Genomic DNA, 23,710 nt, shown 5'->3' with positions numbered 1-23,710 from the left:
GCGAGGGTTTCATTCTCGAAGCCAGCACTCTCGCATAAACATCCACTATGGAATGCCGCGATCACATGAAGCGCAAGAACATTCTTTTCATCATGGCCGATCAAATGGCCGCGCCAATGTTGCCGTTCTACGGCCCATCGCCCATCAAGCTGCCCAATCTCAGCCGCCTCGCCGCACAAGGCGTGGTGTTCGACTCCGCTTATTGCAACAGCCCCCTGTGTGCGCCGTCGCGGTTCACCCTGGTCAGCGGCCAGTTGCCGAGCAATATCGGCGCCTATGACAACGCCGCCGATTTCCCCGCCGACGTACCGACCTACGCCCACTATCTGCGCCGCCTCGGCTACCGCACCGCCCTGTCGGGCAAGATGCATTTCTGTGGACCGGACCAGTTGCATGGCTACGAAGAACGCCTGACCAGTGACATTTACCCGGCCGACTACGGCTGGGCGGTGAACTGGGATGAGCCGGACGTGCGCCCGACCTGGTACCACAACATGTCGTCGGTACTGCAAGCCGGCCCGTGCGTGCGCACCAATCAGCTGGATTTCGACGAAGAGGTGGTGTTCAAGGCCCAGCAGTACCTGTTCGACCATATTCGCGAGGACGGCGAGCAGCCGTTCTGCCTGACCGTTTCCATGACTCACCCACACGACCCGTACACGATTCCCAAGGCTTTCTGGGATCTGTACGACGACGCCGATATCCCGTTGCCCACGACTCCGGACCCGCATGACCTCGATCCACACTCGCAGCGTTTGCTCAAGGTTTACGATCTGTGGGACAAGCCACTGCCTGTGGATAAGATCCGCGACGCTCGCCGCGCCTATTTCGGCGCTTGCAGCTATATCGACAGCAACGTCGGCAAACTCCTGCAAACTCTCGAGGATACCGGGCTGATCGACGACACCATCATCGTGTTCTCCGGTGACCACGGCGACATGCTCGGCGAACGCGGGCTCTGGTACAAAATGCATTGGTTCGAGATGGCCGCACGGGTGCCGCTGCTGATCAGCGCGCCAGGGCAATTCGGTACCGGTCGGGTCAGCGCCAGTGTTTCCACGGCCGATCTGCTGCCGACCTTCGTTGAACTGGCTGGTGGCTCGCTGGAACCGGGCTTGCCGCTGGACGGCCGCTCACTGGTCCCACACCTGCAAGGGCAGGGTGGTCACGACGAGGTGTTCGGCGAATACATGGCCGAAGGCACCATCAGCCCATTGATGATGATCCGCCGCGGCGCCTACAAATTCATCTACAGCGAAGACGACCCTTGCCTGCTCTTCGACCTACACAATGACCCGTGTGAACTGGAAGAACTCAGTCATTCGCCGCAACATCGCCAACTGTTCGACGATTTTCTCGCCGAAGCGCGGGCCAAATGGAACATTCCGGCGATTCACCAGCAGGTGCTCGCCAGCCAGCGGCGCCGGCGGTTCGTGGCCGAGGCACTGACCCTCGGCAAGCTGAAGAGCTGGGATCACCAGCCACTGGTGGACGCCAGTCAGCAATACATGCGCAACCACATCGACCTCGACGATCTGGAGCGTAAAGCACGTTATCCACAACCCTGCCAAAACCAATAATGTTAAGGGGAAAGTCCATGCAAAGGTTATCCACAGTACTGACGGTCGGGCTCCTGGCTCTGGGCAGTGCATCGGCGTTTGCCGATCAGAGTTGCGAGACCGTGAAAATGGCCGACCCGGGCTGGAGCGATATCGCCGCGACCAATGCCATCGCCGGGTTTCTGCTGGACGGCATGGGCTACGAGGCCAAGGTCGACACCCTCGCGGTGCCGATCACCTTTGGCGGGCTCAAGGATGGCCAGGTCGATGTGTTCCTGGGTAACTGGATGCCGGCGCAGCAGGGCTTCTATGACAAGTTCGTCGCCAACGGCGATGTCACGCAACTGGCGAAGAACCTCGACGGCACCGAATTCACCCTCGCCGTTCCGGATTACGTGTGGGACGCGGGTGTGCATGACTTTGCCGACCTGAACAAATACGCCGACAAGTTCGACCGCAAGATCTACGGCATCGGCTCCGGCGCGCCGGCGAACATCTCGCTGCAAGAGATCATCAAGAAAAACGATTTCGACATGGGCCAGTGGAAACTGGTCGAGTCCAGCGAGCAGGCGATGCTGGCGGAAGTATCCCGCGCGGTGAAAAAACAGAAATTCGTGACCTTCCTCGGCTGGACCCCGCATCCGATGAACGTGCAGCTGAAAATGCACTATCTGAAGGGTGGCGAGAAATACTTCGGTGACACCGGCAGCGTGCACACCCTGACCCGCAAAGGTTATGCACAGGCCTGCCCGAACGTCGGCAAACTGCTGACCAACCTGAGTTTCACTCAGGACATGGAGAACAGCATCATGGCCGAGGTGGTGAACAAGAAAGTCAGCAATGCCGACGCGGCCAAGGCTTGGATCAAGGCCAATCCGGCGGTACTGGATAAATGGCTCGATGGCGTGAAGACCGTGGATGGCAAGGATGCGTTGCCGGCGGTCAAAGCCAAGCTCTAGAACCCATGTGGGAGCGGGCTTGCTCGCGAAAGGGCCATCAGATCCGACATCTATGTCGACTGACACTACGCATTCGCGAGCAAGCCCGCTCCCACAGGTCATGTCCTGCTACCCTTGCGAAAAATCCCCACCCGAGAGGCCCCATGGCCCTGCCAAGCCGCCATTCACTCTTCCCTTTCCTCACCTGGCTACCCCGGCAAACCCGCGCCAGCGTCGGGCGCGACCTGATCGTCGGCCTCAGCGGCGCGATTCTCGCGTTGCCGCAATCCATTGCCTACGCACTGATTGCCGGCCTCCCACCGGAATACGGCCTCTACGCCGCAATCATCCCGGTGTTGATCGCCTGCCTGTGGGGTTCGTCGTGGCATTTGATCTGCGGCCCTACGGCGGCCATCTCGATTGTCCTGTACGCCAGCGTGAGTCCTCTGGCCGTTCCAGCCTCGCAGGATTACGTCATGTTGATTCTGTTGCTGACGTTTCTTGCCGGTATCTTCCAGTGGCTGCTGGGTTTGCTGCGGTTTGGCGCATTGGTGAATTTCGTCTCTCACTCGGTAGTACTCGGCTTCACCCTGGGTGCTGCCGTGGTGATTGCCATCGGTCAATTGCCTAACCTGCTGGGGCTCGACTTGCCCAGCCAGGCCACCGCTCTGGATAGTTTCATCACGTTGTTGCGCCATCTCGGCGAAATGGACAAACCTTCGCTGGCACTGGGGCTGGCGACGGTGGTGGTGGGCGTGACCCTCAAGCTGTGGTTGCCACGCTGGCCGACGCTCTTGATCACCCTGATTCTCGGCGGTTTGCTGGTTTGGCTCTGGCCATCAATGTTCGGCCATGTGCAACTGGTCAGCGCCTTCACCGGCAAGCTGCCGCCCTTCAGTCCGTTGCCGCTGGACCTCGATCTGATCCTGCGCCTGCTGCCCAGCGCCGTGGCAGTGGGCATGCTCGGGCTGGTCACCAGCCTGTCGATTGCCCGCTCGATCTCAGCGCGTTCGCAGCAACTGCTCGATGCCAATCAGGAAGTCCGTGCCCAAGGCCTGTCGAACATCGTCGGGGCGTTTTTTTCCGGATCGCTGTCGGCCGGCTCTTTCACTCGCTCTGGCCTGAGCTATGAAGCGGGGGCCTGTTCACCGCTGGCGGGGATTTTTTCGGCATTGTGGGTGGCGCTGTTCGCGATCTTCGGCGCGAGCCTGATCGCGCACATCCCGATCCCGGCGATGGCCGGGAGCATTCTGTTGATCGCCTGGGGGCTGGTGGACCACCGCGGCATTCGCGCGTTGCTACGGGTCAGCCGCGCCGAATTCGTGGTCATGGCGCTGACCTGCGTCGCCACCCTGCTGCTGGAATTGCAAACGGCGATCTACGCCGGCGTGCTGGCCTCGCTTTTTTTCTACCTCAAGCGCACCTCGCAACCAAGGGTGCAGCATGTGCGAGATGGCGAGGAAGACATTCTGCGGGTGGGCGGTTCGATCTTTTTCGGTGCCAGCCATTACCTGCAAGTGCGCCTGCAACGCATGCACGGCGCGCGCGTGGTGATCGAGGCGCAGCAGATCAACTTCATCGACTATTCAGGGGTGGAAATGCTGCATCAGGAGGCACGCCGCCTGCTGCGCCAGGACCGCAGCCTGACCCTGCGCCGGGCCCGGCCGCAGGTGGTGGAAGAATTGAGGAAGCTGGAAGGGGCAGAGAAATGCCCGATCCGGTTTGAAGATTAATCCGACGTTTCGCAAATCCCTGTAGGAGCGAGCCTGCTCGCGATGACGGAATCACATTCAACATCTCTGCTGACTGTCCCACCGCAATCGCGAGCAGGCTCGCTCCTACAGGGGTTATAGGGCCAGTTGCCGGCGAAGTTCAGCCAACACCGGCGCCGTATCCGGGCGTACTCCGCGCCACAGGAAAAACGCTTCCGCCGCTTGTTCGGCCAGCATCCCCAAGCCATCCATCGCCACCGCCGCGCCGTGTTCACTGGCCCAGCGGCAGAACGAGGTCGGCTCCTTGCCGTACATCATGTCGTAGCACACCGTTTTACCCGGTTCGATCAGGCTGGGCGCAATCGGCGGCACATCGCCCGTCAGGCTCGCGGAGGTCGCATTGATGATCAGGTCCACCGACTCCTGCAACCAGTCGTAGCCACTGGCCGAGACCGGTCCCAGATCACAGAACAGTTCCGCCAAAAGCTCGGCCTTTTCCACCGTGCGGTTGGCGATGATCACCGATGCCGGTTGCTCGGCCAGCAGCGGCTCCAGGGCACCGCGCACCGCACCGCCGGCACCGAGCAACAGGATGCGTTTGCCCTTGAGGCTGAAACCGGCGTTGACCCTCAGATCCCGCACCAGCCCGGCGCCGTCGGTGTTGTCGCCCAGCAGACTGCCATCGGCCAGTTTGCTCAAGGTATTGACCGCACCCGCCCGCTGCGCCCGCGCCGTCAAGCTGTTGGCCAATCGATAGGCCTCTTCCTTGAACGGCACCGTCACGTTGGCACCGCGACCTTCGAGGAAAAACGTCCGGGCACAGGTGGAAAAGTCGTCGAGTGGCGCCAGCAGCGTGTTGTATTCCAGCTTTTGCGCAGTCTGCTCGGCGAACAGGCGATGGATCAACGGCGACTTGCTGTGGCCGATCGGGTTTCCGAATACGACATAACGGTCCATCAGGTTTCCTCGTTCAGGCGCCGGCCAACCAATCGCGGTCTTGCAGGAAATACTCGGTCAGGCGCGCTTCTTCGCTGCCAGGCTCGGCCTTCCAGTCGTAACCCCAGCGCACTTGCGGTGGCAGCGACATCAAAATCGACTCGGTCCGCCCACCCGATTGCAGGCCGAACAACGTGCCACGGTCGTAGACCAGATTGAATTCAACGTAGCGGCCACGGCGGAATTCCTGGAACTCGCGCTGCTTGGCTGTGAACGCATCGTTCTTGCGGCGCTGCACGATCGGCAGATAGGCGTCGATGTACGCATCGCCGATGGCGCGCATGAAGGCGAAGCTGGTGTCGAAGTCCCACTCGTTCAGGTCGTCGAAAAACAGCCCGCCGATGCCACGCGGCTCGTGACGATGCTTGATGTGGAAGTAGCTGTCGCACCAGGCCTTGTAACGCGGGTAAACGTCCGGGCCGAACGGCGCACAGGCCTGCTCGGCGACGCGGTGCCAGTGGATGCAGTCTTCTTCGTTGCCGTAATACGGGGTCAGGTCGAAGCCGCCACCGAACCACCAGACCGGTTCTTCACCTTCTTTTTCAGCGATGAAAAAGCGCACGTTGGCGTGGGAAGTCGGCACGTGGGGGTTGTGCGGGTGAATCACCAGCGACACGCCCAGGGCTTCAAAGCCACGGCCCGCCAGTTCCGGTCGATGAGCGCTGGCAGACGGTGGAAGACCGCTGCCGAAGACATGGGAAAAGTTGACGCCGCCCTTTTCAATCACCGCGCCGTTTTCGATCACGCGGGTGCGACCACCGCCGCCGGCAGGCCGGGTCCAGGCGTCTTCGACGAATTGCGTGCCGCCGTCTTCGGCTTCCAGGGCAGCGCAAATGCGCTCTTGCAGGTCGAGCAGGTAGGCTTTTACGGCCTCGGTGCGGGTCGTCATGTCATCACCTTGAATCGGGCAAAACTACGCGGTGCTCCATTGGAGCTCAGCCTGCGCAAATGGGTCCGTAGCATAACATCGCACGTTGCCCCTTCGCAGTTGACGAAGATCAAGCTTAGGAGTCCGATAGGGTGCTTGGTAAAACGACCTATGGAGAGTTCAGATGGCAAAGCGTATCCAGTTCCGCGCCCATGGCGGCCCCGAAGTACTCGAGTATGTGGATTACCAACCCGCCGAGCCTGGTCCGAAGGAAGTGCGCGTGACCAACAAGGCTATCGGCCTGAACTTTATCGACACCTATTACCGCAGCGGTCTGTATGCGCCGCCATCCCTGCCATCGGGCGTCGGCTCTGAAGGCGCGGGCGTGGTCGAGGCGGTGGGCAGCGAAGTGACCCGCTTCAAGATCGGCGATCGTGTGGCCTATGGCAGCGGCCCTCTGGGCGCCTACAGCGAAGTTCACGTCTTGCCCGAGGCCAATCTGGTGAAACTGCCGGATGCCATCAGCTTCGAACAGGCCGCCGGGGTGATGCTCAAGGGCCTGACCGTGCAGTACCTGCTGCGTCAGACTTATGAACTCAAGGGTGGCGAAACCATCCTGTTCCACGCCGCGGCCGGTGGTGTCGGCACCCTGGCTTGCCAATGGGCCAGGGCCCTGGGCGTGAAGCTGATCGGTACGGTCAGCTCGGCAGAGAAAGCGGCACTGGCCAAGGCCAACGGAGCCTGGGCGACCATCGACTACAGCCATGAAAACGTCGCCCAACGCGTGCTGGAATTGACTGACGGCAAAAAAGTCCCGGTGGTGTACGACGGCGTCGGCAAGGACACCTGGCTGACTTCACTCGACTGCGCCGCGTCGCGTGGGCTGGTGGTGAGCTTCGGCAATGCGTCTGGTGCGGTCGACGGCGTGAACCTGGGGATCCTGGCGGGCAAAGGCTCGCTGTACGTGACCCGGCCAACCCTCGGCACTTATGCGAACAACGCCGAGAACCTGCAACGCATGGCCGACGAACTGTTCGAGATGATTATCAGCGGCAAACTGACCGTGAACATCAGCCAGCGTTATCCACTGGCTGAAGCGGCGAAAGCACAGACCGAGCTGTCGGCGCGGCGCACGACGGGCTCGGTGGTTTTGTTGCCTTAACTCTTGTGGCGAGGGGGCTTGCCCCCGTTCGATTGCGAAGCAATCGTAAAACCATTGAACGCGGTGTGCCTGATACACCGTGGTTGCTGATTTTGGGATGGCTTCGCCATCCAACGGGGGCAAGCCCCCTCACCACAGGTCACCTCGGTATCAGCCCGGGCGCACAACCTTGCCGGTGGCCAGGTCGCGAATCACGCTCGGGTTCTTGCGCCCGCCCAGATTGCCACCCAGCACCAGATCCACCTGGCCACGGAAATACTGTTCGACGCGAATCCGCGTACGTGCCGCCGGGCGCCCCTGCGGGTTGGCCGACGTCGACACCAGCGGCCCGACCAGTGCGCACAAATCCCGCACCAGCGGATGATCGCTGACCCGCAGCGCCACGGTTTCATGCACCCCGGTAATCCACTCCGGCAGCAGGTTCTGGTGCGGTACCAGCCAGGTGTTCGGTCCCGGCCAGGTACTGGCCATGCGGTCCATCCACAATTCGGGGAAGTCCTCGAAGAGGAAGTCGAACTGACGGATATTGTCGGCGACCAGAATCAGCCCCTTGTCCACAGGCCGGCCCTTGATCAGCAGCAGACGCTCCACCGCTTCCTCGTCCCACGGGTCGCAACCCAGGCCCCAGACTGCTTCGGTTGGGTAGGCAATCACCGCCCCGGCGCGAATTGCTTGTGCGGCTTGTTGCACACGCCAACTGTTGACCATGAAAAACACTCCAGACTAAGGCTCTGCGCAGTTTACCGATCTTGTTTATAAAACCTAGCTCACCCGCGCAAACCAGCGTCCGCTTTCGCACACGGCGCGGCCATCCATTTCCAGTTCCGTCAACGCAGCCAGCACTTTCGGCAAAGCCCAGCCGCTTGCGTCGGCCAGCGCTTCACTGGTGAGAGGCGCGGCATGCAGCAGTTTCAGCAGTGGATGAGTCGTTGCAGGGGGGCAGGTTTCTGTGGACAACGGCAGTCGCTGCCAGCCGCGCAAGGCTTCGAGGATATGTTCGATGGTTTCCACCAGCACCGCACCGTCACGGATCAACTGGTGACAGCCTCGGGCGCCGGGGTGATGGATCGACCCGGGCATCGCAAACACCTCGCGCCCCTGTTCCGCCGCCAGCCTCGCGGTGATCAGTGAACCGCTGGCGACACTGGCTTCGACCACCAGCACCCCGAGTGACAAACCACTGATGATCCGGTTGCGTCGAGGGAAGTTGCCGGCGCTGGGGCCGGCATCCAGCGGGAACTCCGAAAGCACTGTGCTGCCCGAAGCGACCATGGCGTCTGCCAGGCGTCTGTTTCGCTGTGGATAAAACTTCTCGAGTCCCGTACCGAGCACACCGACCGTTTGCCCGCCGACGTCGAGAGCGGCCTGGTGCGCGGCGGCGTCAATGCCCAGTGCCAGGCCGCTGGTAATGACAAAACCGGCACCGGCCAGGCTGCGGGAAAACGCTGCAGCAGTGTCCATCCCCGGCCGGGACGCGCGCCGGCTGCCGACCATCGCCAGTTGTGGTTTTTCCAGAATGCCTGGATTGCCCGCGACAAATAACAGTGGTGGTGCATCGCTGATTTGTGCCAGCAGTGCCGGGTAGTCCGGCTGGTCCCACATCAGTAAATGCTGGGCCGGATGCTCTAACCAGGCCAATGCGTGGCTGGCGCCGTCACGAATCTCAGTGCTTCGTCTGGCCTCGGAACAGGCCAGTGGCAAACCCAGCGAACGCCAGGCACTGGCCGGTGCGCTGATGGCTTTGGATGCCGAGCCGAAGGCTTCGAGCAATTTCTTGAAACGCGCAGGACCGAGTTCCGGCAAACGATGCAGACGTAATCGAGCTTCCAGTTCCGCGGGGGAAACCGGTGTAACAGTAGACAGCGACATGGATCATCCTTGATCGTAATAAGCACCCGTACAAACGGGAATAAGCTGTGGATAACTCTGTTGGTAACTTGTGAGGCAGGCTTACGGATTTCGCACCTTGTCCATTACCGATAGCGAGCGTGTAGCGCTTAGCACCAGCCCATAACTGAGTTTGTCGTAGGTACGGAAAACCATCAGCAGACCAGCGCGCTCATCGGGAATTTTCAATGGCTGGCCGGTGATCCGGTCGCGCACGGTTTCGCCGGTCTTCATCACCGCAAGCAGATTGCCTTCGGCCAGGCCGTCGCGCTGCCCCTTGTTCAGCGTAACCACGTCCAACTCGCCGATCTGCGTGACCCCACGCGGCACATCGATGATCAAACCGTTGATTCCGTGGCTAGGTTTGCTGGGCGTGAAGGTCGAGTTGATCGCGTGCTCTTCACCGCTGAACAAGCGATCGCCGATGCGCACTTCCTGAGTCGTGCGTTGCAAGGCCAGGGTGGCGACGTCTCCTTCGATGGCGATGACCTCACCACCACCGATGTCGTCGGCGTTGATCCCTAGAATCTCTTTGCTCTGCGGATCGGTGTAGACCTTGCCCTGGCGGAAGATGCCGTACGCCGGTTGCGCCAGATCGAAATGACCGCGGGCAAAGATGCGGTCACCCGCGCCGCTGAGTACGCGCTCGGCATCGCCGGCGACGATGTAGGGCGCCTTGTCGAAATCCTCGGCCTTGTCGACGATGCGGTTGCTCAGCAGAAAGCTGTTGATCGATTTCAGCGCAATGCCGGGGATAGCCTCGCTCACCGGGCTGCTGCGCACCTGAGGCGAGAGCTTAATGGTGGGAATGTCTTCCCTGAGTTGCACTTGCCCATGCGCCCAACCTGCAGAGACCAGGAGCAGCAGGGCGAGTAGTGATTTCCTCATGCGGTGAATCCCTTTATTATGTATGTTCGCGTGAAACGCCAGAGCCCTCAGTGGCTCGCTCCCGGCTTGCTTGTCAAAACTTGCTTGTCAACAGAAGGGAGCTACGTTTTACAACGGTAGCCGGCATCTTCGGACCGCCAGGCCATCGACCTGACCTTACTTCACACGTGCAATCATCAAGCTTATGGCCATTTTGAACATCCTCGAATTCCCTGATCCGCGCCTGCGCACTATCGCCAAGCCAGTGGCCGTAGTGGACGCCGAAGTGCGTCAGTTGGTCGACGACATGTTTGAAACAATGTATGAAGCGCCTGGCATCGGCCTCGCCGCGACCCAGGTCAACGTGCACAAACGTATCGTCGTGATGGACCTCTCCGAAGACCGCACCGAACCGCGAGTGTTCATCAACCCCGAGTTCGAACCGTTGACCGACGAGATGGGCCAGTATCAGGAAGGCTGCCTGTCGGTACCGGGTTTCTACGAAAACGTCGATCGCCCGCAACGGGTCAAGGTCAAGGCGCTGGACCGCGACGGCCAGCCTTACGAACTGATCGCCGAAGATTTGCTCGCCGTGTGCATCCAGCACGAATGCGACCACCTCAACGGCAAATTGTTCGTTGATTACCTGTCCACGCTCAAACGCGACCGCATCAAGAAGAAACTGGAAAAGCTCCATCGCCAGAACGCCTGATGCCCATCTTCAAAGGCTTGCTGCGGCAAGCCTTTTTCTTTTCAAGAGACGTCACCCATGACTGAGCCACTGCGCATTGTCTTTGCCGGCACCCCGGAATTCGCCGCCGAACACCTCAAGGCCCTGCTCGACAGCCCTTACGAGATCGTCGCGGTCTACACCCAACCGGATCGTCCGGCCGGTCGCGGGCAAAAACTGATGCCGAGCCCGGTCAAGCAGCTTGCTCTGGAGAACAACATCCCGGTGCTGCAACCGCCCACCCTGCGCAACGAAGACGCACAAGCGGATCTGGCCGCGTTGAAGCCGGACTTGATGGTGGTGGTCGCCTACGGCCTGATCCTGCCGCAAGTGGTGCTGGATATTCCGCGTCTGGGTTGCATCAACAGCCACGCCTCGCTGCTGCCGCGCTGGCGTGGTGCAGCGCCGATCCAGCGCGCCGTGGAAGCGGGCGATGCGCAAAGTGGCGTGACCGTGATGCGCATGGAAGCCGGCCTCGACACCGGGCCGATGCTGCTCAAGGTCACCACTCCGATCAGCGCCGAAGATACGGGCGGCAGCCTGCACGATCGGCTGGCCGAAATGGGCCCTCCGGCCGTGGTCCAGGCGATTGCCGGCCTCGCCGCCGGAACCTTGGAGGGCGAAGTGCAGGACGACAGCCTGGCGACCTACGCGCACAAATTGAACAAGGACGAAGCACGCATCGACTGGACCCGCCCGGCGCTTGAGCTCGAGCGTCTGGTCCGCGCCTTCAACCCGTGGCCGATCACCCACAGCACCTTGAACGACGAAGCCCTGAAAGTGCTGGCCGCGAACCTGGCCGAAGGCAAAGGCGCCCCGGGTGAAATCCTCGGCGCCGGCAAGGACGGCCTGATCGTCGCCTGCGGCGAACAGGCCCTGTGCCTGACCCGCCTGCAATTGCCCGGCGGCAAGGCGCTGAACTTCAGCGACCTGTTCAACAGCCGCCGCGAAAAATTCGCCATCGGCACTGTCCTCGGTCAAGCGGCGGACGCTCAATGAACCCGCGTCTGGCCGCCGCCAAGGCACTCACCGCTGTCCTGAACGGAAAGGCATCGCTCAACAGTTCGCTGCCAACGCAGCTGGACAAGGTCGAGGACCGTGATCGCGGCTTCACCCAGGACCTGGCGTTCGGCACCGCGCGCTGGCAGCCACGCTTGTCGGCGCTGGCGGCCAAGCTGCTGCAGAAACCGTTCAAGGCCGCCGACGCCGATGTCGAGGCGTTGTTGCTGGTCGGTCTTTATCAGTTGCTCTACACCCGCGTCCCGGCCCATGCCGCCATTGGTGAAACCGTCGGTTGCGCCGACAAGCTGAAAAAGCCTTGGGCAAAGGGTTTGCTCAACGCTGTGCTGCGCAATGCTCAGCGCGACAGCGAAACGATTTTCGCCGAGCTGGAGCGTGATCCGGTGGTGCGCACCGCTCACCCGCGCTGGCTGCAGAAATCCCTGAAGGCGTTCTGGCCGCAGCAGTGGGAAGCCATCTGCGCCGCCAACAACGCGCATCCGCCGATGATCCTGCGGGTCAACCGTCGCCATCACAGTCGCGATGCCTACCTCGGTTTGCTGACAGATGCCGGCATCGCCGCCACGCCGTGTGTCTACAGCCGCGACGGCATCGTGCTCGAAGCCGCCGCCGACGTGCGCAGCCTGCCGGGTTTCGCCGAAGGCTGGATCAGCGTGCAGGACGAAGCCGCGCAACTGGCCGCCGATCTGCTCGACCTGGCCCCCGGTCAACGGGTGTTGGACGCCTGCTGTGCACCGGGCGGCAAGACCTGCCATATTCTCGAAGCCGAGCCAAAACTGGCCGGCGTCGTGGCGGTAGACCTGGAGGCCAAGCGCCTGGTGCGGGTGCGGGAAAACCTCGAACGCCTGAAACTGAGCGCCGAACTGATTGCCGCCGACGGCCGCGACACCCAGGCGTGGTGGGACGGCAAGCCGTTCCAGCGCATCCTGCTGGATGCGCCATGTTCGGCCACCGGCGTGATTCGTCGTCACCCGGACATCAAGCTGACCCGCCAACCCGACGACATCGCCGCGCTGGCGGTGCTGCAAGGCGAATTGCTCGACGCCATGTGGAACACGCTGGAGGTGGGCGGCATCCTGCTGTACGCCACCTGTTCCACGCTGCCGACCGAAAACACCGAAGTCATCGAAGCCTTCCTCGCCCGCACGCCGGGCGCCCGCGAACTGGACCTCGCCACAGCGGCGGGCATCAAGCAGCCCCATGGTCGTCAGCTGCTGGCCCAGGAAGGCGGCCACGACGGTTTCTACTACGCCAAGCTGATCAAGATCGCCGCCGCTCGCGGTTAAATGGATTCAATGGAGTGACTGGATGAAAATCATCATCCTCGGCGCAGGGCAGGTCGGCGGTTCGCTGGCGGAACACCTGGCCAGCGAAGCCAATGATATTACTGTGGTCGACACCGATGGCGAACGCCTGCGCGACCTTGGCGACCGCCTGGACATTCGCACCGTTCAAGGTCGCGGTTCGTTCCCGACCGTGTTGCGCCAGGCTGGAGCCGATGACGCCGACATGCTGGTCGCGGTGACCAACAGTGATGAAACCAACATGGTCGCCTGCCAGGTCGCCCACACCCTGTTCCACACCCCGACCAAAATCGCCCGGGTTCGCGAAGCCGCCTACCTGACCCGCGAAGAGCAGTTGTTCCAGAACGAAGCGATTCCGGTGGACGTGCTGATCAGCCCGGAACAAGTGGTTACCAACTACATCAAGCGCCTGATCCAGCATCCGGGCGCCTTGCAGGTGATCGACTTCGCCGAAGGCAAAGCGCAACTGGTGGCAGTGCGGGCTTACTACGGCGGACCGCTGGTGGGCCAGCAACTGCGGCAGTTGCGTGAGCACATGCCAAACGTGGAAACCCGTGTCGCGGCGATTTTCCGTCGCGACCGGCCGATCCTGCCCCAGGGCGACACGGTGATCGAGGCCGACGACGAAGTATTTTTCATCGCCGCCAAAGCGAACATTCGCGCGGTCATGAGCGAAATGCGCCGTCTCGACGAGACCTATAAACGCATCGTCATCGCCGGTGGCGGGCAGATCGGCGAGCGCTTGGCCGAAGCCATCGAAAGCCGTTATCAGGTAAAGATCATTGAGATGAATCCGGCCCGTTGCCGTCATCTCTCGGACCACCTCGACAGCACCGTGGTGTTGCAGGGCAGCGCTTCGGACCGCGACCTGCTGCTGGAGGAGAACATCGCCGACGCGGATCTGTTCCTCGCCCTGACCAACGACGACGAGGCCAACATCATGTCGTCACTGCTGGCCAAGCGCCTGGGTGCGAAGAAGGTGATGACCATCATCAACAACCCGGCCTATGTCGACCTGATCCAGGGTGGCGACATCGACATCGCCATCAGCCCTCAACTCGCCACCATCGGCACCTTGCTGGCCCACGTGCGCCGGGGCGACATCGTCAGCGTGCACTCACTGCGCCGGGGCGCGGCGGAGGCCATCGAGGCGATTGCCCATGGCGATGCGAAATCGAGCAAGGTGATCGGCAAGGCCATCGAGAATATCGGCCTGCCGCCGGGTACCACCATCGGTGCGATCATCCGCGACGAAGAAGTGATCATTGCCCATGACGACACCGTGATCGAAACGGGCGACCATGTGATTTTGTTCCTTGTGGATAAAAAGCATATTCGCGATGTGGAGAAGCTGTTCCATGTGGGGTTGAGCTTCTTCTAATGCGGATTTAGCGCTGGCCTGCCTTTGTAGGAGCGAGCCCTGCTCGCGATGGTCGTCAACGATAACGCTGGAAACCAGACACCCCGCGTCGCTCTCAGGTTCATCGCGAGCAGGGCTCGCTCCTACAATAAATCAATCCCTGACATGCCTCACGCAAGGAATCCCCCATGATCGAATCCCTGGAAAAAATGCTCGCCAAGGGTGTGGATAACGCTTTGCTACGCTTCGGCCTGGGCAAGGGCTATCTGGATCTGGGGGAGAACGCTAAGGCAGTGGAGCATTTTCAACGTTGCGTCGAATTCGATCCGAAGTATTCGGCGGCGTGGAAACTACTGGGCAAGGCCCACCTGGCGCTGGCGGACTTTGCGGCCGCGCGCCAAGCCTGGGAGCAAGGCCTGGAAGCTGCTCGCGGCCATGGTGACAAACAGGCCGAAAAGGAAATGACGGTGTTCCTGAAGAAGCTCGAGCGTCAGGCGCATTGATCAGAGATAACGCAGCTTGTAGGAAGCTCTTGTAGGAGCTGCCACAGGCTGCGATCTTTTGATTTTTATCAAAGCAAGATCAAAAGATCGCAGCCTGCGGCAGCTCCTACGGGGTTATCCACAGCATCAATACCAGCGAGCTTCACCTGGCGGACGCTTCTTGAAGCGCTTCATGCTCCACATGTACTGGCTCGGATACGCCCGCACATAGCGCTCGACCACCTGGCTCATGGCCGCGCACGAGGTCTCGGTATCGGTGCTGTACATGGCTTCGGGCGCGGCCTCCAGGATTACCTTGTAGCCTGAACCGTCCGGCAGCCGCAGGGCATGCAGGAATACGCCGACCGCTTTGCCGCCAGCGAGCATGTTCGGCACGAACTTGCTGGTCAGCGCCTGAGTGGCGAAGAACGGCACGAAGATCCCGGCGGATTCGGCCGGTTCCGGGTCAGCGGGAATGCCCACTGCACCACCTTTGCGCACCTCCTTGATGACACTGAGGATGCCTTCCTTGGTGGAAGCAGCGACCTTGTTACCCAGTTGCACCCGCTGCTTTTGCAGCAGCTCATCCACCGCCTTCAATTTGGGCGGACGGTAAAAAATGATCGGTTTGCACTGGCTGCAATAGAAGTGGTTGAGCACTTCCCAGTTGCCCAGGTGGCTGGTGATGCCGACCACGCCTTTGCCGGAGGCGAGGGCGTCCTTCAATATGTCGAGGCCCTCGACCTCGCGCACCAGGTCGATGGAGCGCTGGGCCGGCCAGATCCAGGCGCAGGCGCTCTCTGTCAGGGACTTGCCGATGTCCTTAAGGCTCTGTCCGACTAAACGTTCGCGCTCGGCGGGGTCCATGTCCGGAAAGCACTTGGACAGATTGATCCGTACCACGTCGCGGGAACGGTTCGGGGTTTTCCACATGACCCAGCCAATCGCCGAGCCCACGGTCTGCACGGCCCGCCACGGAAGCAGGGCAAACAGCCGCAGAGCGCCTACCAGCAAGGCGCCTTTCAACTTATCCACAGGTCACTCCTGATTTTGTGCTGTGCGCGAGGCGGCCATTCTAACCGCCGTTCGCCAGCTGCGCGTAGCGGTCGCAATCGCGGGTGTGATCCATGACCATGCCCGAGGCCTGCATCAGCGCGTAGCAAATGGTCGGCCCGACGAAGGTGAAACCGGCTTTTTTCAAGCCCTTGCTCATTTCCACGGCGATCGGCGTCACGGCCGGGACTTCGCCGCGATCCTTGAAATGATTGATCACAGGCACGCCTCCGACGAACGACCAGAGAAATTCCACCGGGTCCTCCAGCGCCAGCCAGGCCTGGGCATTGCGCCGGGCCGCGTTGAGCTTGAGGCGGTTGCGGATGATGCCCGGATCGAGCATCAACTCGTCGATTTCGGCATCGCTCATCTGCGCCACACGCTGGACATCAAAACCGAACATCACCTCACGATAATGCTCGCGTTTGCGCAGCACGGTGATCCAGGAGAGGCCGGCCTGGAACCCTTCGAGCAAAAGCAACTCGAACAATCCCTGCGCATCGCGTAGCGGCGTGCCCCACTCCTGATCGTGATATGCCATGTACAGCGGATCTTCGGAACACCAAAAGCAGCGTGGCATAAGGCTCCAGGGGGCGTGCGCAGCCATGAATCGGGTATACTCCCGCTCTTTAAATCGCAGCCCAAGAAACAGGTGAATTTCGTGAGCCAGCCTACGCCAGCCGTGCGTACCTTCCAAGACTTGATCCTCGCCCTCCAGCAATACTGGGCCGAGCAAGGTTGTGTGGTACTTCAGCCCTACGATATGGAAGTAGGCGCCGGCACTTTCCACACTGCTACATTCCTGCGCGCCATCGGCCCGGAAACCTGGAACGCCGCCTACGTGCAGCCAAGCCGCCGTCCGACTGACGGCCGCTACGGCGAAAACCCGAACCGTCTGCAGCACTACTACCAGTTCCAGGTCGTCCTGAAGCCGAACCCGGACAACTTCCAGGAACTGTACCTGGGCTCCCTCAAGCACGTCGGTCTGGACCCGCTGGTCCACGACATCCGCTTCGTCGAAGACAACTGGGAATCGCCGACCCTCGGTGCCTGGGGGCTGGGCTGGGAAGTCTGGCTCAACGGCATGGAAGTGACCCAGTTCACCTACTTCCAGCAAGCGGGCGGCATCGAGTGCTACCCGGTGACCGGCGAAATCACTTACGGTCTCGAGCGTCTGGCCATGTACCTGCAAGGCGTGGACTCGGTCTACGACCTGGTCTGGGCTGACGGCCCGTTCGGCAAAGTGACCTACGGCGACGTGTTCCACCAGAACGAAGTGGAACAGTCGACCTACAACTTCGAACACGCCAACGTCGACAAGCTGTTCGAACTGTTCGATTTCTACGAAAGCGAAGCCAAGCGCCTGATCGAACTCGACCAGCCGCTGCCGTTGCCGAGCTACGAAATGGTGTTGAAGGCCTCCCATACCTTCAACCTGCTGGATGCGCGCCGGGCAATTTCCGTGACTGCGCGTCAGCAATACATCCTGCGTGTACGCACCCTGGCGCGTTCCGTTGCGCAAGCCTACCTGCTGGCTCGCGCCAAGCTGGGCTTCCCGATGGCGACCCCGGACCTGCGTGATGAAGTACTGGCCAAGCTGGAGGCTGCACAATGAGTGCTCTGGATTTTCTGGTTGAACTGGGCACTGAAGAACTGCCACCCAAAGCCCTGAACACCTTGGCCGAGGCGTTCCTCGCCGGTATCGACAAGGGCCTGCAAGCTGCCGGCCTGAACTACGAGACCAAAACCGTTTATGCCGCGCCGCGCCGCCTGGCTGTGCTGATCACCTCGCTGGCCACCCAGCAACCGGATCGCAGCATCAACCTCGACGGCCCGCCACGTCAGGCCGCGTTCGATGCCGAAGGCAACCCGACCCAGGCGGCACTGGGCTTTGCCAAGAAGTGCGGCGTCGATCTGAGCGAAATCGATCAGAGCGGCCCGAAACTGCGCTACAGCCAGAGCATTGCCGGCAAGGCGACCGCGAGCCTGCTGCCGACCATCGTCGAAGATTCCCTGAACGACCTGCCGATCCCGAAACGCATGCGTTGGGGCGCGCGCAAGGAAGAGTTCGTTCGTCCGACCCAATGGCTGGTGATGCTGCTCGGTGACCAGGTCATCGACTGCACCATCCTCGCCCAGAAGGCCGGCCGCGATTCCCGTGGTCACCGCTTCCATCACCCGGAAAACGTGCGCATCGGTTCGCCGTCCAGCTACCTGGCCGACCTGCGTGCCGCCTACGTTTTGGCCGACGCCAACGAGCGTCGCGAGATCATCAGCAAGCGCACCGAAGAGCTGGCCACCCGTCAGGAAGGCACGGCAATCGTTCCGCCAGCCCTGCTCGATGAAGTGACCGCTCTGGTCGAATGGCCGGTGCCGCTGGTGTGCTCGTTCGAGGAACGCTTCCTCGACGTGCCACAAGAAGCACTGATCACCACCATGCAGGACAACCAGAAGTACTTCTGCCTGTTGGACGCCGACGGCAAGTTGCTGCCACGTTTCATAACCGTGGCCAACATCGAAAGCAAAGACCCGCAGCAGATCATCGCCGGTAACGAGAAGGTGGTTCGCCCACGCCTGACCGACGCCGAGTTCTTCTTCAAGCAAGACAAGAAGCAGAAGCTCGAAGACTTCAACCAACGCCTGCAGAACGTGGTGTTCCAGGAAAAACTCGGCAGCGTCTACGACAAGGCCGAGCGCGTTTCCAGACTCGCCGCCTACATCGCCGCGCGCATTGGCGGCAACGCTTCGTGGGCTGCTCGTGCGGGCCTGCTGTCGAAGTGCGACCTGTCGACCGAAATGGTCGGCGAGTTCCCGGAGATGCAAGGTGTCGCCGGTTACTACTACGCCCTCAACGATGGCGAGCCGGAAGATGTCGCACTGGCGCTGAACGAGCAGTACATGCCGCGCGGTGCCGGCGCTGAACTGCCGAGCACCCTGACCGGTGCGGCCGTGGCCATTGCCGACAAGCTCGACACCCTCGTGGGTATCTTCGGTATCGGCATGCTGCCGACCGGCAGCAAAGACCCGTACGCCCTGCGCCGTGCCGCACTGGGCGTGTTGCGTATCCTGATCGAGAAGCAACTGGACCTGGACCTGAACGACGCCGTGGCCTTCGCCGTGAATGCATTCGGGACCAAGATCAAGGCTGCCGGCCTGAACGAATCGGTGCTGGAGTTCATCTTCGACCGCCTGCGTGCCCGTTACGAAGACGAAGGCGTCGATGTTGCGACCTACCTGTCGGTACGTGCCTTGAAGCCAGGCTCGGCCCTGGACTTCGACCAGCGCGTGCAAGCGGTAGAGGCCTTCCGCAAATTGCCGGAAGCCGCTGCCCTGGCCGCCGTGAACAAGCGCGTGTCGAACCTGCTGAGCAAGGTCGAAGGCTCGGTGCCTACCGTCGTGGAAGCCAAGTACTTCGACAATGCCAACGAGTTCTCCCTGTACTCGGCGATCCAGCAGGCTGACCAGGCTGTACAGCCAATGGCCGCCTCGCGTCAGTACAGCGAATCCCTGGCACGCCTGGCTGCACTACGCGAGCCGGTGGATGCGTTCTTCGAAGCCGTGATGGTCAACGCAGAGGACGCAAAAGTCCGCGCCAACCGTTATGCGTTGCTGGCGCGTCTGCGTGGGTTGTTCCTCGGCGTCGCCGACATTTCGCTGCTGGGTTGAGGGACTGCTGTTGAAACTGCTGATTCTCGATCGGGACGGAGTGATCAATTACGACTCCGACGCTTACATCAAGTCGGTGGAGGAGTGGATTCCGCTCCCCGGATCAATCGAGGCCATCGCGCAGTTGAGCAAGGCCGGCTGGACGGTAGCGGTCGCTACCAACCAGTCGGGCATCGCTCGCGGTTATTACGACCTCGCCACCCTGGATGCCATGCACGAGCGCTTGCGCGCGCTGGTGGCGGAGCAGGGCGGTGAAGTCGGCCTGATCGTCTATTGCCCCCACGGGCCGGACGAAGGCTGCGATTGCCGCAAGCCGAAACCCGGGATGTTGAAAACCATCGCCGCTCATTACAACGTGTCGCTGACCAATCTCTGGTTCGTCGGCGACAGCCTTGGTGACCTGGAAGCCGCCAAAGCCGTCGATTCACAGCCAGTTTTGGTAAAGACCGGGAAAGGCGAAAAGACTCAGGGCTTGCCCCTTCCGGTAGGCACATTGATTTTTGACGATCTGGCGGCAATTGCCGCAGAACTTATCCACAAATGCCCTTGAGTAAGTGTGCGCTTCGATTGGTCCTGACCAGGGATGAAAGGGAAGTGCGCTTTATATAGGACGGGCAATTCCCGCAACGGTAAACGTCACCATGTCGATATTGCAGGCCATCAGAACCTTCCTCTTTTACCTGCTGCTGGGCACCAGTTCCTTGCTGTGGTGCAGCCTGAGTTTTTTTATCGCGCCGTTTCTGCCATTCAAGGCACGCTACCGCTTTATCAACGTGTACTGGTGCCGCTGCGCCTTGTGGCTGAGCAAAGTGTTTCTGGGTATCCGCTACGAAGTGAAGGGTGCCGAGAACGTACCTGAAAGGCCTTGTGTCATTCAGTCAAACCACCAGAGCACGTGGGAGACGTTCTTTCTCTCTGCCTACTTTTCACCGCTGAGCCAGGTGCTCAAACGTGAATTGCTCTATGTGCCGTTCTTTGGCTGGGCCATGGCCATGCTGCGACCGATCGCCATCGATCGCGACAACCCGAAAGCCGCACTCAAGCATGTAGCAAAGAAGGGCGATGAACTGCTCAAGGACAATGTCTGGGTGCTGATCTTCCCTGAAGGCACGCGCGTTCCTTTCGGCACCGTCGGAAAGTTCTCGCGCGGTGGCAGCGCCTTGGCGGTCAACGCCGAATTGCCCGTGCTGCCGATTGCGCACAACGCAGGCAAGTTCTGGCCGAAAACCGGTTGGGCGAAGAAGCAGGGCGTCATCACTGTGATCATTGGCGAACCGATGTATGCCGCAGGCACAGGACCGCGAGCCATTGCTGAATTGAACGACCGGGTCCAGGCGTGGAACGAGCAGATGCAACGGGAAATGGGCTCGCTGCCACCGGCTCCGCAAGCGCCGGTTTCAAACGATCAGCTGGCTGTCTGAGATTCTGTGGATAACCTGTGTACCGTTTCATTGAAAAGCGTCGTTTCTTGTACGTAACTTTATGATTTGTTTACATATTTCTTTGAATGATAAAAACCATAAAAACGTGCATAAGTTTTTTTAGGACGTAAAAAAGCCGGCTGATATAGCCGGTTTTTTTATGCCTGGAACAATTGCTAAGAGTTGCTCCGGCGCGCGAGTAAAACGCACCAATAAAAAGGCCAATGCGAATGCATTGGCCTTTTCGTTGGCATCGACCGGGATCAGAAATCCAGGTTGGACACCGCCAGAGCATTGCTCTCGATGAAGTCACGACGAGGTTCGACCGCATCACCCATCAGGGTGTTGAAGATCTGGTCTGCGCCAATGGCGTCTTCGATGGTCACTTTGAGCATCCGGCGCTGGCTTGGGTCCATGGTGGTTTCCCATAGCTGATCCGGGTTCATTTCGCCCAGACCTTTGTATCGCTGGATGGTGTGACGCTTGGTGCTTTCAGCCATCAGCCATTCAAGGGCTTCCTTGAACTCGGTCACCGGCTTCTTGCGCTCGCCACGCTGGATGTACGCGCCGTCGTCCAGCAGGGTGCTCAGTTGAGCGCCTAGCGAAACGACAGTCTTGTAATCGTTGCTGCCGAAAAAGTCGCGGTTGAAGGTGACGTAGTTCGACAGGCCGTGGGAGATCAATTCGACCTCCGGCAGCCAGACGTTACGTTCACGGTCTTCACGCAGGCTGGCTTTGTAAACCAGGCCGGACTTCTCGACGGTGCGCAGGCGAACTTCGTACTGAGCCAGCCAATCTTGCATCGCTGCGTGATCGGACAGTTGCTCCATGCTCACTGCTGGCAGGTAGATGAAGTGCTCGGTCAGCTCCTGTGGGTACAGGCGCGACAGACGCTTGAGGGTCTTCATCACCAGACGGAAGTCATTCACCAGACGCTCAAGTGCTTCCCCGGAAATGCCAGGTGCTTCTTCGTTCAGGTGCAGGCTCGCATCTTCAAGGGCCGACTGCGTCATGTACTCTTCCATGGCGTCGTCGTCTTTGATGTATTGCTCTTGCTTGCCTTTCTTCACTTTGTACAGCGGCGGCTGAGCGATGTAGATGTAGCCACGCTCGATCAGCTCCGGCAACTGACGGAAGAAGAAGGTCAGCAGCAGGGTACGGATGTGCGAACCGTCGACGTCAGCATCGGTCATGATGATGATGTTGTGGTAACGCAGCTTGTCGATGTTGTACTCGTCGCGGCCGATGCCGCAGCCCAGCGCGGTGATCAAGGTGCCCACTTCTTGCGAAGAGATCATCTTGTCAAAACGCGCCTTCTCGACGTTCAGGATCTTGCCCTTCAGCGGCAGGATGGCCTGGGTCCGACGGTTACGTCCCTGCTTGGCAGAGCCGCCCGCGGAGTCACCTTCCACGAGGTACAGTTCGGACAGGGCAGGGTCCTTTTCCTGGCAGTCTGCCAGTTTTCCCGGAAGGCCGGCGATGTCCAGCGCGCCTTTGCGACGGGTCATCTCACGGGCTTTACGTGCCGCTTCACGGGCACGGGCCGCGTCGATCATCTTGCCGACGACCAGCTTGGCTTCGTTCGGGTTTTCCAGCAGGAAGTCGGAGAAGTACTTGCCCATTTCCTGTTCGACCGCGGTCTTCACTTCGGAAGACACCAGCTTGTCTTTGGTCTGGGAGCTGAACTTAGGATCCGGCACTTTTACCGAAATGATCGCGGTCAGGCCTTCACGGGCATCGTCACCGGTGGTGGCGACCTTGTGCTTCTTCGCCAGGCCTTCTGCTTCGATGTAGGTGTTCAGGTTACGCGTCAGCGCGGAACGGAAACCCACCAAGTGAGTACCGCCGTCGCGCTGTGGAATGTTGTTGGTGAAGCACAACAGGTTCTCGTTGAAGCTGTCGTTCCACTGCAGGGCGATTTCCACGCCGATGCCGTCTTCACGCTGGACGTTGAAGTGGAACACCTGGTTGACCGCAGTCTTGTTGGTGTTCAGGTATTCAACGAACGCACGCAGGCCGCCTTCGTACTTGAACAGCTCTTCCTTGCCGCTGCGCTCGTCCTTGAGGACGATGCCGACACCGGAGTTGAGGAAGGACAGTTCACGAATCCGCTTGGCCAGGATGTCCCAGCTGAAGTGTATATTCTTGAAGGTTTCAGCCGATGGCTTGAAGTGAATCTGGGTGCCCGTGGTTTCGCTCTCACCAACGATTTTCATTGGTTCTTGCGGAACACCGTGTACGTAAGTCTGTTCCCAGATTTTGCCGCTACGGCGAACGGTCAGGACCAGTTCTTTGGACAGCGCATTCACCACCGACACACCTACACCGTGCAGACCGCCGGATACTTTATAGGAGTTGTCGTCGAACTTACCGCCGGCGTGCAGCACGGTCATGATGACCTCGGCTGCCGAAACGCCTTCTTCTTTGTGCACGTCTACCGGGATGCCACGACCGTTGTCACGAACGGTGATGGACTCATCCGGGTGGATGATGATGCTGATGTCGTCGCAGTGGCCGGCGAGAGCTTCGTCGATCGAGTTATCGACCACTTCGAACACCATGTGGTGCAGACCGCTGCCATCGTCGGTGTCACCAATGTACATACCGGGACGTTTGCGTACGGCATCCAGGCCTTTCAGCACTTTAATGCTCGTTGAGTCGTACGTATTTTCTTCGCTCAATGCC

21 protein-coding genes are annotated in these 23,710 nt (G+C 60.5%); 13 read left to right on the top strand and 8 right to left on the bottom strand.

The annotated features are described in order from the left end of the window. Positions 1-65: 65 nt before the first annotated feature. From betC to ACM6IK_RS20245, 3 genes are all read left to right on the top strand, one after another. Complete coding sequence (gene betC, locus ACM6IK_RS20255) at positions 66-1,580, top strand: choline-sulfatase (RefSeq protein WP_414875723.1); 1,515 nt, start codon at positions 66-68, stop codon at positions 1,578-1,580. Between the two features lie 17 nt (positions 1,581-1,597). Next, positions 1,598-2,518 (top strand): choline ABC transporter substrate-binding protein, encoded by a 921-nt coding sequence (gene choX / locus ACM6IK_RS20250; protein ID WP_414875722.1) that lies wholly within the window; start codon positions 1,598-1,600, stop codon positions 2,516-2,518. Between the two features lie 143 nt (positions 2,519-2,661). Beyond that, on the top strand, positions 2,662-4,230 hold the full coding sequence (locus tag ACM6IK_RS20245) for a SulP family inorganic anion transporter (RefSeq protein ID WP_414875721.1): 1,569 nt from the start codon (positions 2,662-2,664) through the stop codon (positions 4,228-4,230). A gap of 114 nt (positions 4,231-4,344) precedes the next feature. On the opposite strand, the gene aroE is transcribed toward ACM6IK_RS20245, so the two are convergent. Further along, complete coding sequence (gene aroE / locus ACM6IK_RS20240) at positions 4,345-5,166, bottom strand: shikimate dehydrogenase (protein WP_414875720.1); 822 nt, start codon at positions 5,164-5,166, stop codon at positions 4,345-4,347. 13 nt (positions 5,167-5,179) lie between these two features. Further along, the gene (gene hemF, locus ACM6IK_RS20235) at positions 5,180-6,094 is read right to left on the bottom strand and encodes an oxygen-dependent coproporphyrinogen oxidase (protein ID WP_414875719.1); all 915 of its coding nucleotides are present in this window, start codon (positions 6,092-6,094) and stop codon (positions 5,180-5,182) included. A 163-nt stretch (positions 6,095-6,257) separates the two neighbouring features. On the opposite strand from hemF, the gene ACM6IK_RS20230 reads away from it, so the two are divergent. Continuing rightward, complete coding sequence (locus ACM6IK_RS20230) at positions 6,258-7,235, top strand: NADPH:quinone reductase (RefSeq protein WP_414875718.1); 978 nt, start codon at positions 6,258-6,260, stop codon at positions 7,233-7,235. Positions 7,236-7,385: 150 nt separating this feature from the next. On the opposite strand, the gene ACM6IK_RS20225 is transcribed toward ACM6IK_RS20230, so the two are convergent. The 3 genes from ACM6IK_RS20225 to ACM6IK_RS20215 all read right to left on the bottom strand — a co-directional run bounded on the left by ACM6IK_RS20225 (position 7,386) and on the right by ACM6IK_RS20215 (position 10,010). Next, the gene (locus ACM6IK_RS20225; protein ID WP_414875717.1) at positions 7,386-7,943 is read right to left on the bottom strand and encodes an L-threonylcarbamoyladenylate synthase; all 558 of its coding nucleotides are present in this window, start codon (positions 7,941-7,943) and stop codon (positions 7,386-7,388) included. A 54-nt stretch (positions 7,944-7,997) separates the two neighbouring features. Then, positions 7,998-9,104, bottom strand: a complete 1,107-nt coding sequence (gene dprA, locus ACM6IK_RS20220) for a DNA-processing protein DprA (RefSeq protein WP_414875716.1) — start codon at positions 9,102-9,104, stop codon at positions 7,998-8,000. An 81-nt stretch (positions 9,105-9,185) separates the two neighbouring features. Next, complete coding sequence (locus ACM6IK_RS20215) at positions 9,186-10,010, bottom strand: peptidoglycan-binding protein (RefSeq protein ID WP_414875715.1); 825 nt, start codon at positions 10,008-10,010, stop codon at positions 9,186-9,188. 184 nt (positions 10,011-10,194) lie between these two features. On the opposite strand from ACM6IK_RS20215, the gene def reads away from it, so the two are divergent. The 5 genes from def to ACM6IK_RS20190 all read left to right on the top strand — a co-directional run bounded on the left by def (position 10,195) and on the right by ACM6IK_RS20190 (position 14,906). Continuing rightward, positions 10,195-10,701, top strand: coding sequence for a peptide deformylase (def, locus tag ACM6IK_RS20210; RefSeq protein WP_108218782.1), 507 nt, complete (start codon positions 10,195-10,197; stop codon positions 10,699-10,701). Between the two features lie 57 nt (positions 10,702-10,758). Further along, positions 10,759-11,718, top strand: a complete 960-nt coding sequence (gene fmt, locus ACM6IK_RS20205) for a methionyl-tRNA formyltransferase (RefSeq protein ID WP_414875714.1) — start codon at positions 10,759-10,761, stop codon at positions 11,716-11,718. After that, the gene (rsmB, locus tag ACM6IK_RS20200; RefSeq protein WP_414875713.1) at positions 11,715-13,025 is read left to right on the top strand and encodes a 16S rRNA (cytosine(967)-C(5))-methyltransferase RsmB; all 1,311 of its coding nucleotides are present in this window, start codon (positions 11,715-11,717) and stop codon (positions 13,023-13,025) included. The genes fmt and rsmB overlap by 4 nt, the downstream gene beginning before the upstream one ends. A 22-nt stretch (positions 13,026-13,047) precedes the next feature. Next, entirely contained in the window at positions 13,048-14,424 is a 1,377-nt protein-coding gene (gene trkA, locus ACM6IK_RS20195; RefSeq protein WP_104450374.1) for a Trk system potassium transporter TrkA, read from the top strand. 167 nt (positions 14,425-14,591) lie between these two features. Then, a complete protein-coding gene (locus ACM6IK_RS20190; RefSeq protein WP_218431485.1) occupies positions 14,592-14,906 on the top strand; it encodes a tetratricopeptide repeat protein in 315 nt (104 codons plus the stop codon). Between the two features lie 126 nt (positions 14,907-15,032). Here the strand turns inward: ACM6IK_RS20190 and ACM6IK_RS20185 are convergent, their stop codons facing one another. Then, a complete protein-coding gene (locus ACM6IK_RS20185) occupies positions 15,033-15,920 on the bottom strand; it encodes a lysophospholipid acyltransferase (RefSeq protein WP_414875712.1) in 888 nt (295 codons plus the stop codon). A gap of 40 nt (positions 15,921-15,960) precedes the next feature. Further along, entirely contained in the window at positions 15,961-16,518 is a 558-nt protein-coding gene (locus tag ACM6IK_RS20180) for a DNA-3-methyladenine glycosylase I (protein ID WP_414875711.1), read from the bottom strand. Positions 16,519-16,599: 81 nt separating this feature from the next. On the opposite strand from ACM6IK_RS20180, the gene glyQ reads away from it, so the two are divergent. The 4 genes from glyQ to ACM6IK_RS20160 all read left to right on the top strand — a co-directional run bounded on the left by glyQ (position 16,600) and on the right by ACM6IK_RS20160 (position 21,025). Then, the gene (glyQ, locus tag ACM6IK_RS20175; protein ID WP_003187265.1) at positions 16,600-17,553 is read left to right on the top strand and encodes a glycine--tRNA ligase subunit alpha; all 954 of its coding nucleotides are present in this window, start codon (positions 16,600-16,602) and stop codon (positions 17,551-17,553) included. Further along, a complete protein-coding gene (glyS, locus tag ACM6IK_RS20170; RefSeq protein WP_414875710.1) occupies positions 17,550-19,604 on the top strand; it encodes a glycine--tRNA ligase subunit beta in 2,055 nt (684 codons plus the stop codon). Before glyQ ends, glyS begins: the two co-directional genes overlap by 4 nt. Before the next feature lie 4 nt (positions 19,605-19,608). Continuing rightward, a complete protein-coding gene (gene gmhB, locus ACM6IK_RS20165; protein WP_414875788.1) occupies positions 19,609-20,154 on the top strand; it encodes a D-glycero-beta-D-manno-heptose 1,7-bisphosphate 7-phosphatase in 546 nt (181 codons plus the stop codon). A gap of 91 nt (positions 20,155-20,245) precedes the next feature. After that, positions 20,246-21,025, top strand: coding sequence for a lysophospholipid acyltransferase family protein (locus ACM6IK_RS20160; protein ID WP_414875709.1), 780 nt, complete (start codon positions 20,246-20,248; stop codon positions 21,023-21,025). Between the two features lie 263 nt (positions 21,026-21,288). On the opposite strand, the gene gyrB is transcribed toward ACM6IK_RS20160, so the two are convergent. Continuing rightward, the gene (gyrB, locus tag ACM6IK_RS20155) at positions 21,289-23,706 is read right to left on the bottom strand and encodes a DNA topoisomerase (ATP-hydrolyzing) subunit B (protein WP_108218879.1); all 2,418 of its coding nucleotides are present in this window, start codon (positions 23,704-23,706) and stop codon (positions 21,289-21,291) included. Positions 23,707-23,710: the final 4 nt, after the last annotated feature.

It is taken from the genome of Pseudomonas sp. IT-196MI5, from assembly GCF_949767415.1.
Taxonomy (GTDB): Bacteria; Pseudomonadota; Gammaproteobacteria; order Pseudomonadales; family Pseudomonadaceae; genus Aquipseudomonas.
This window is presented reverse-complemented; position numbering and strand designations above follow the sequence as displayed.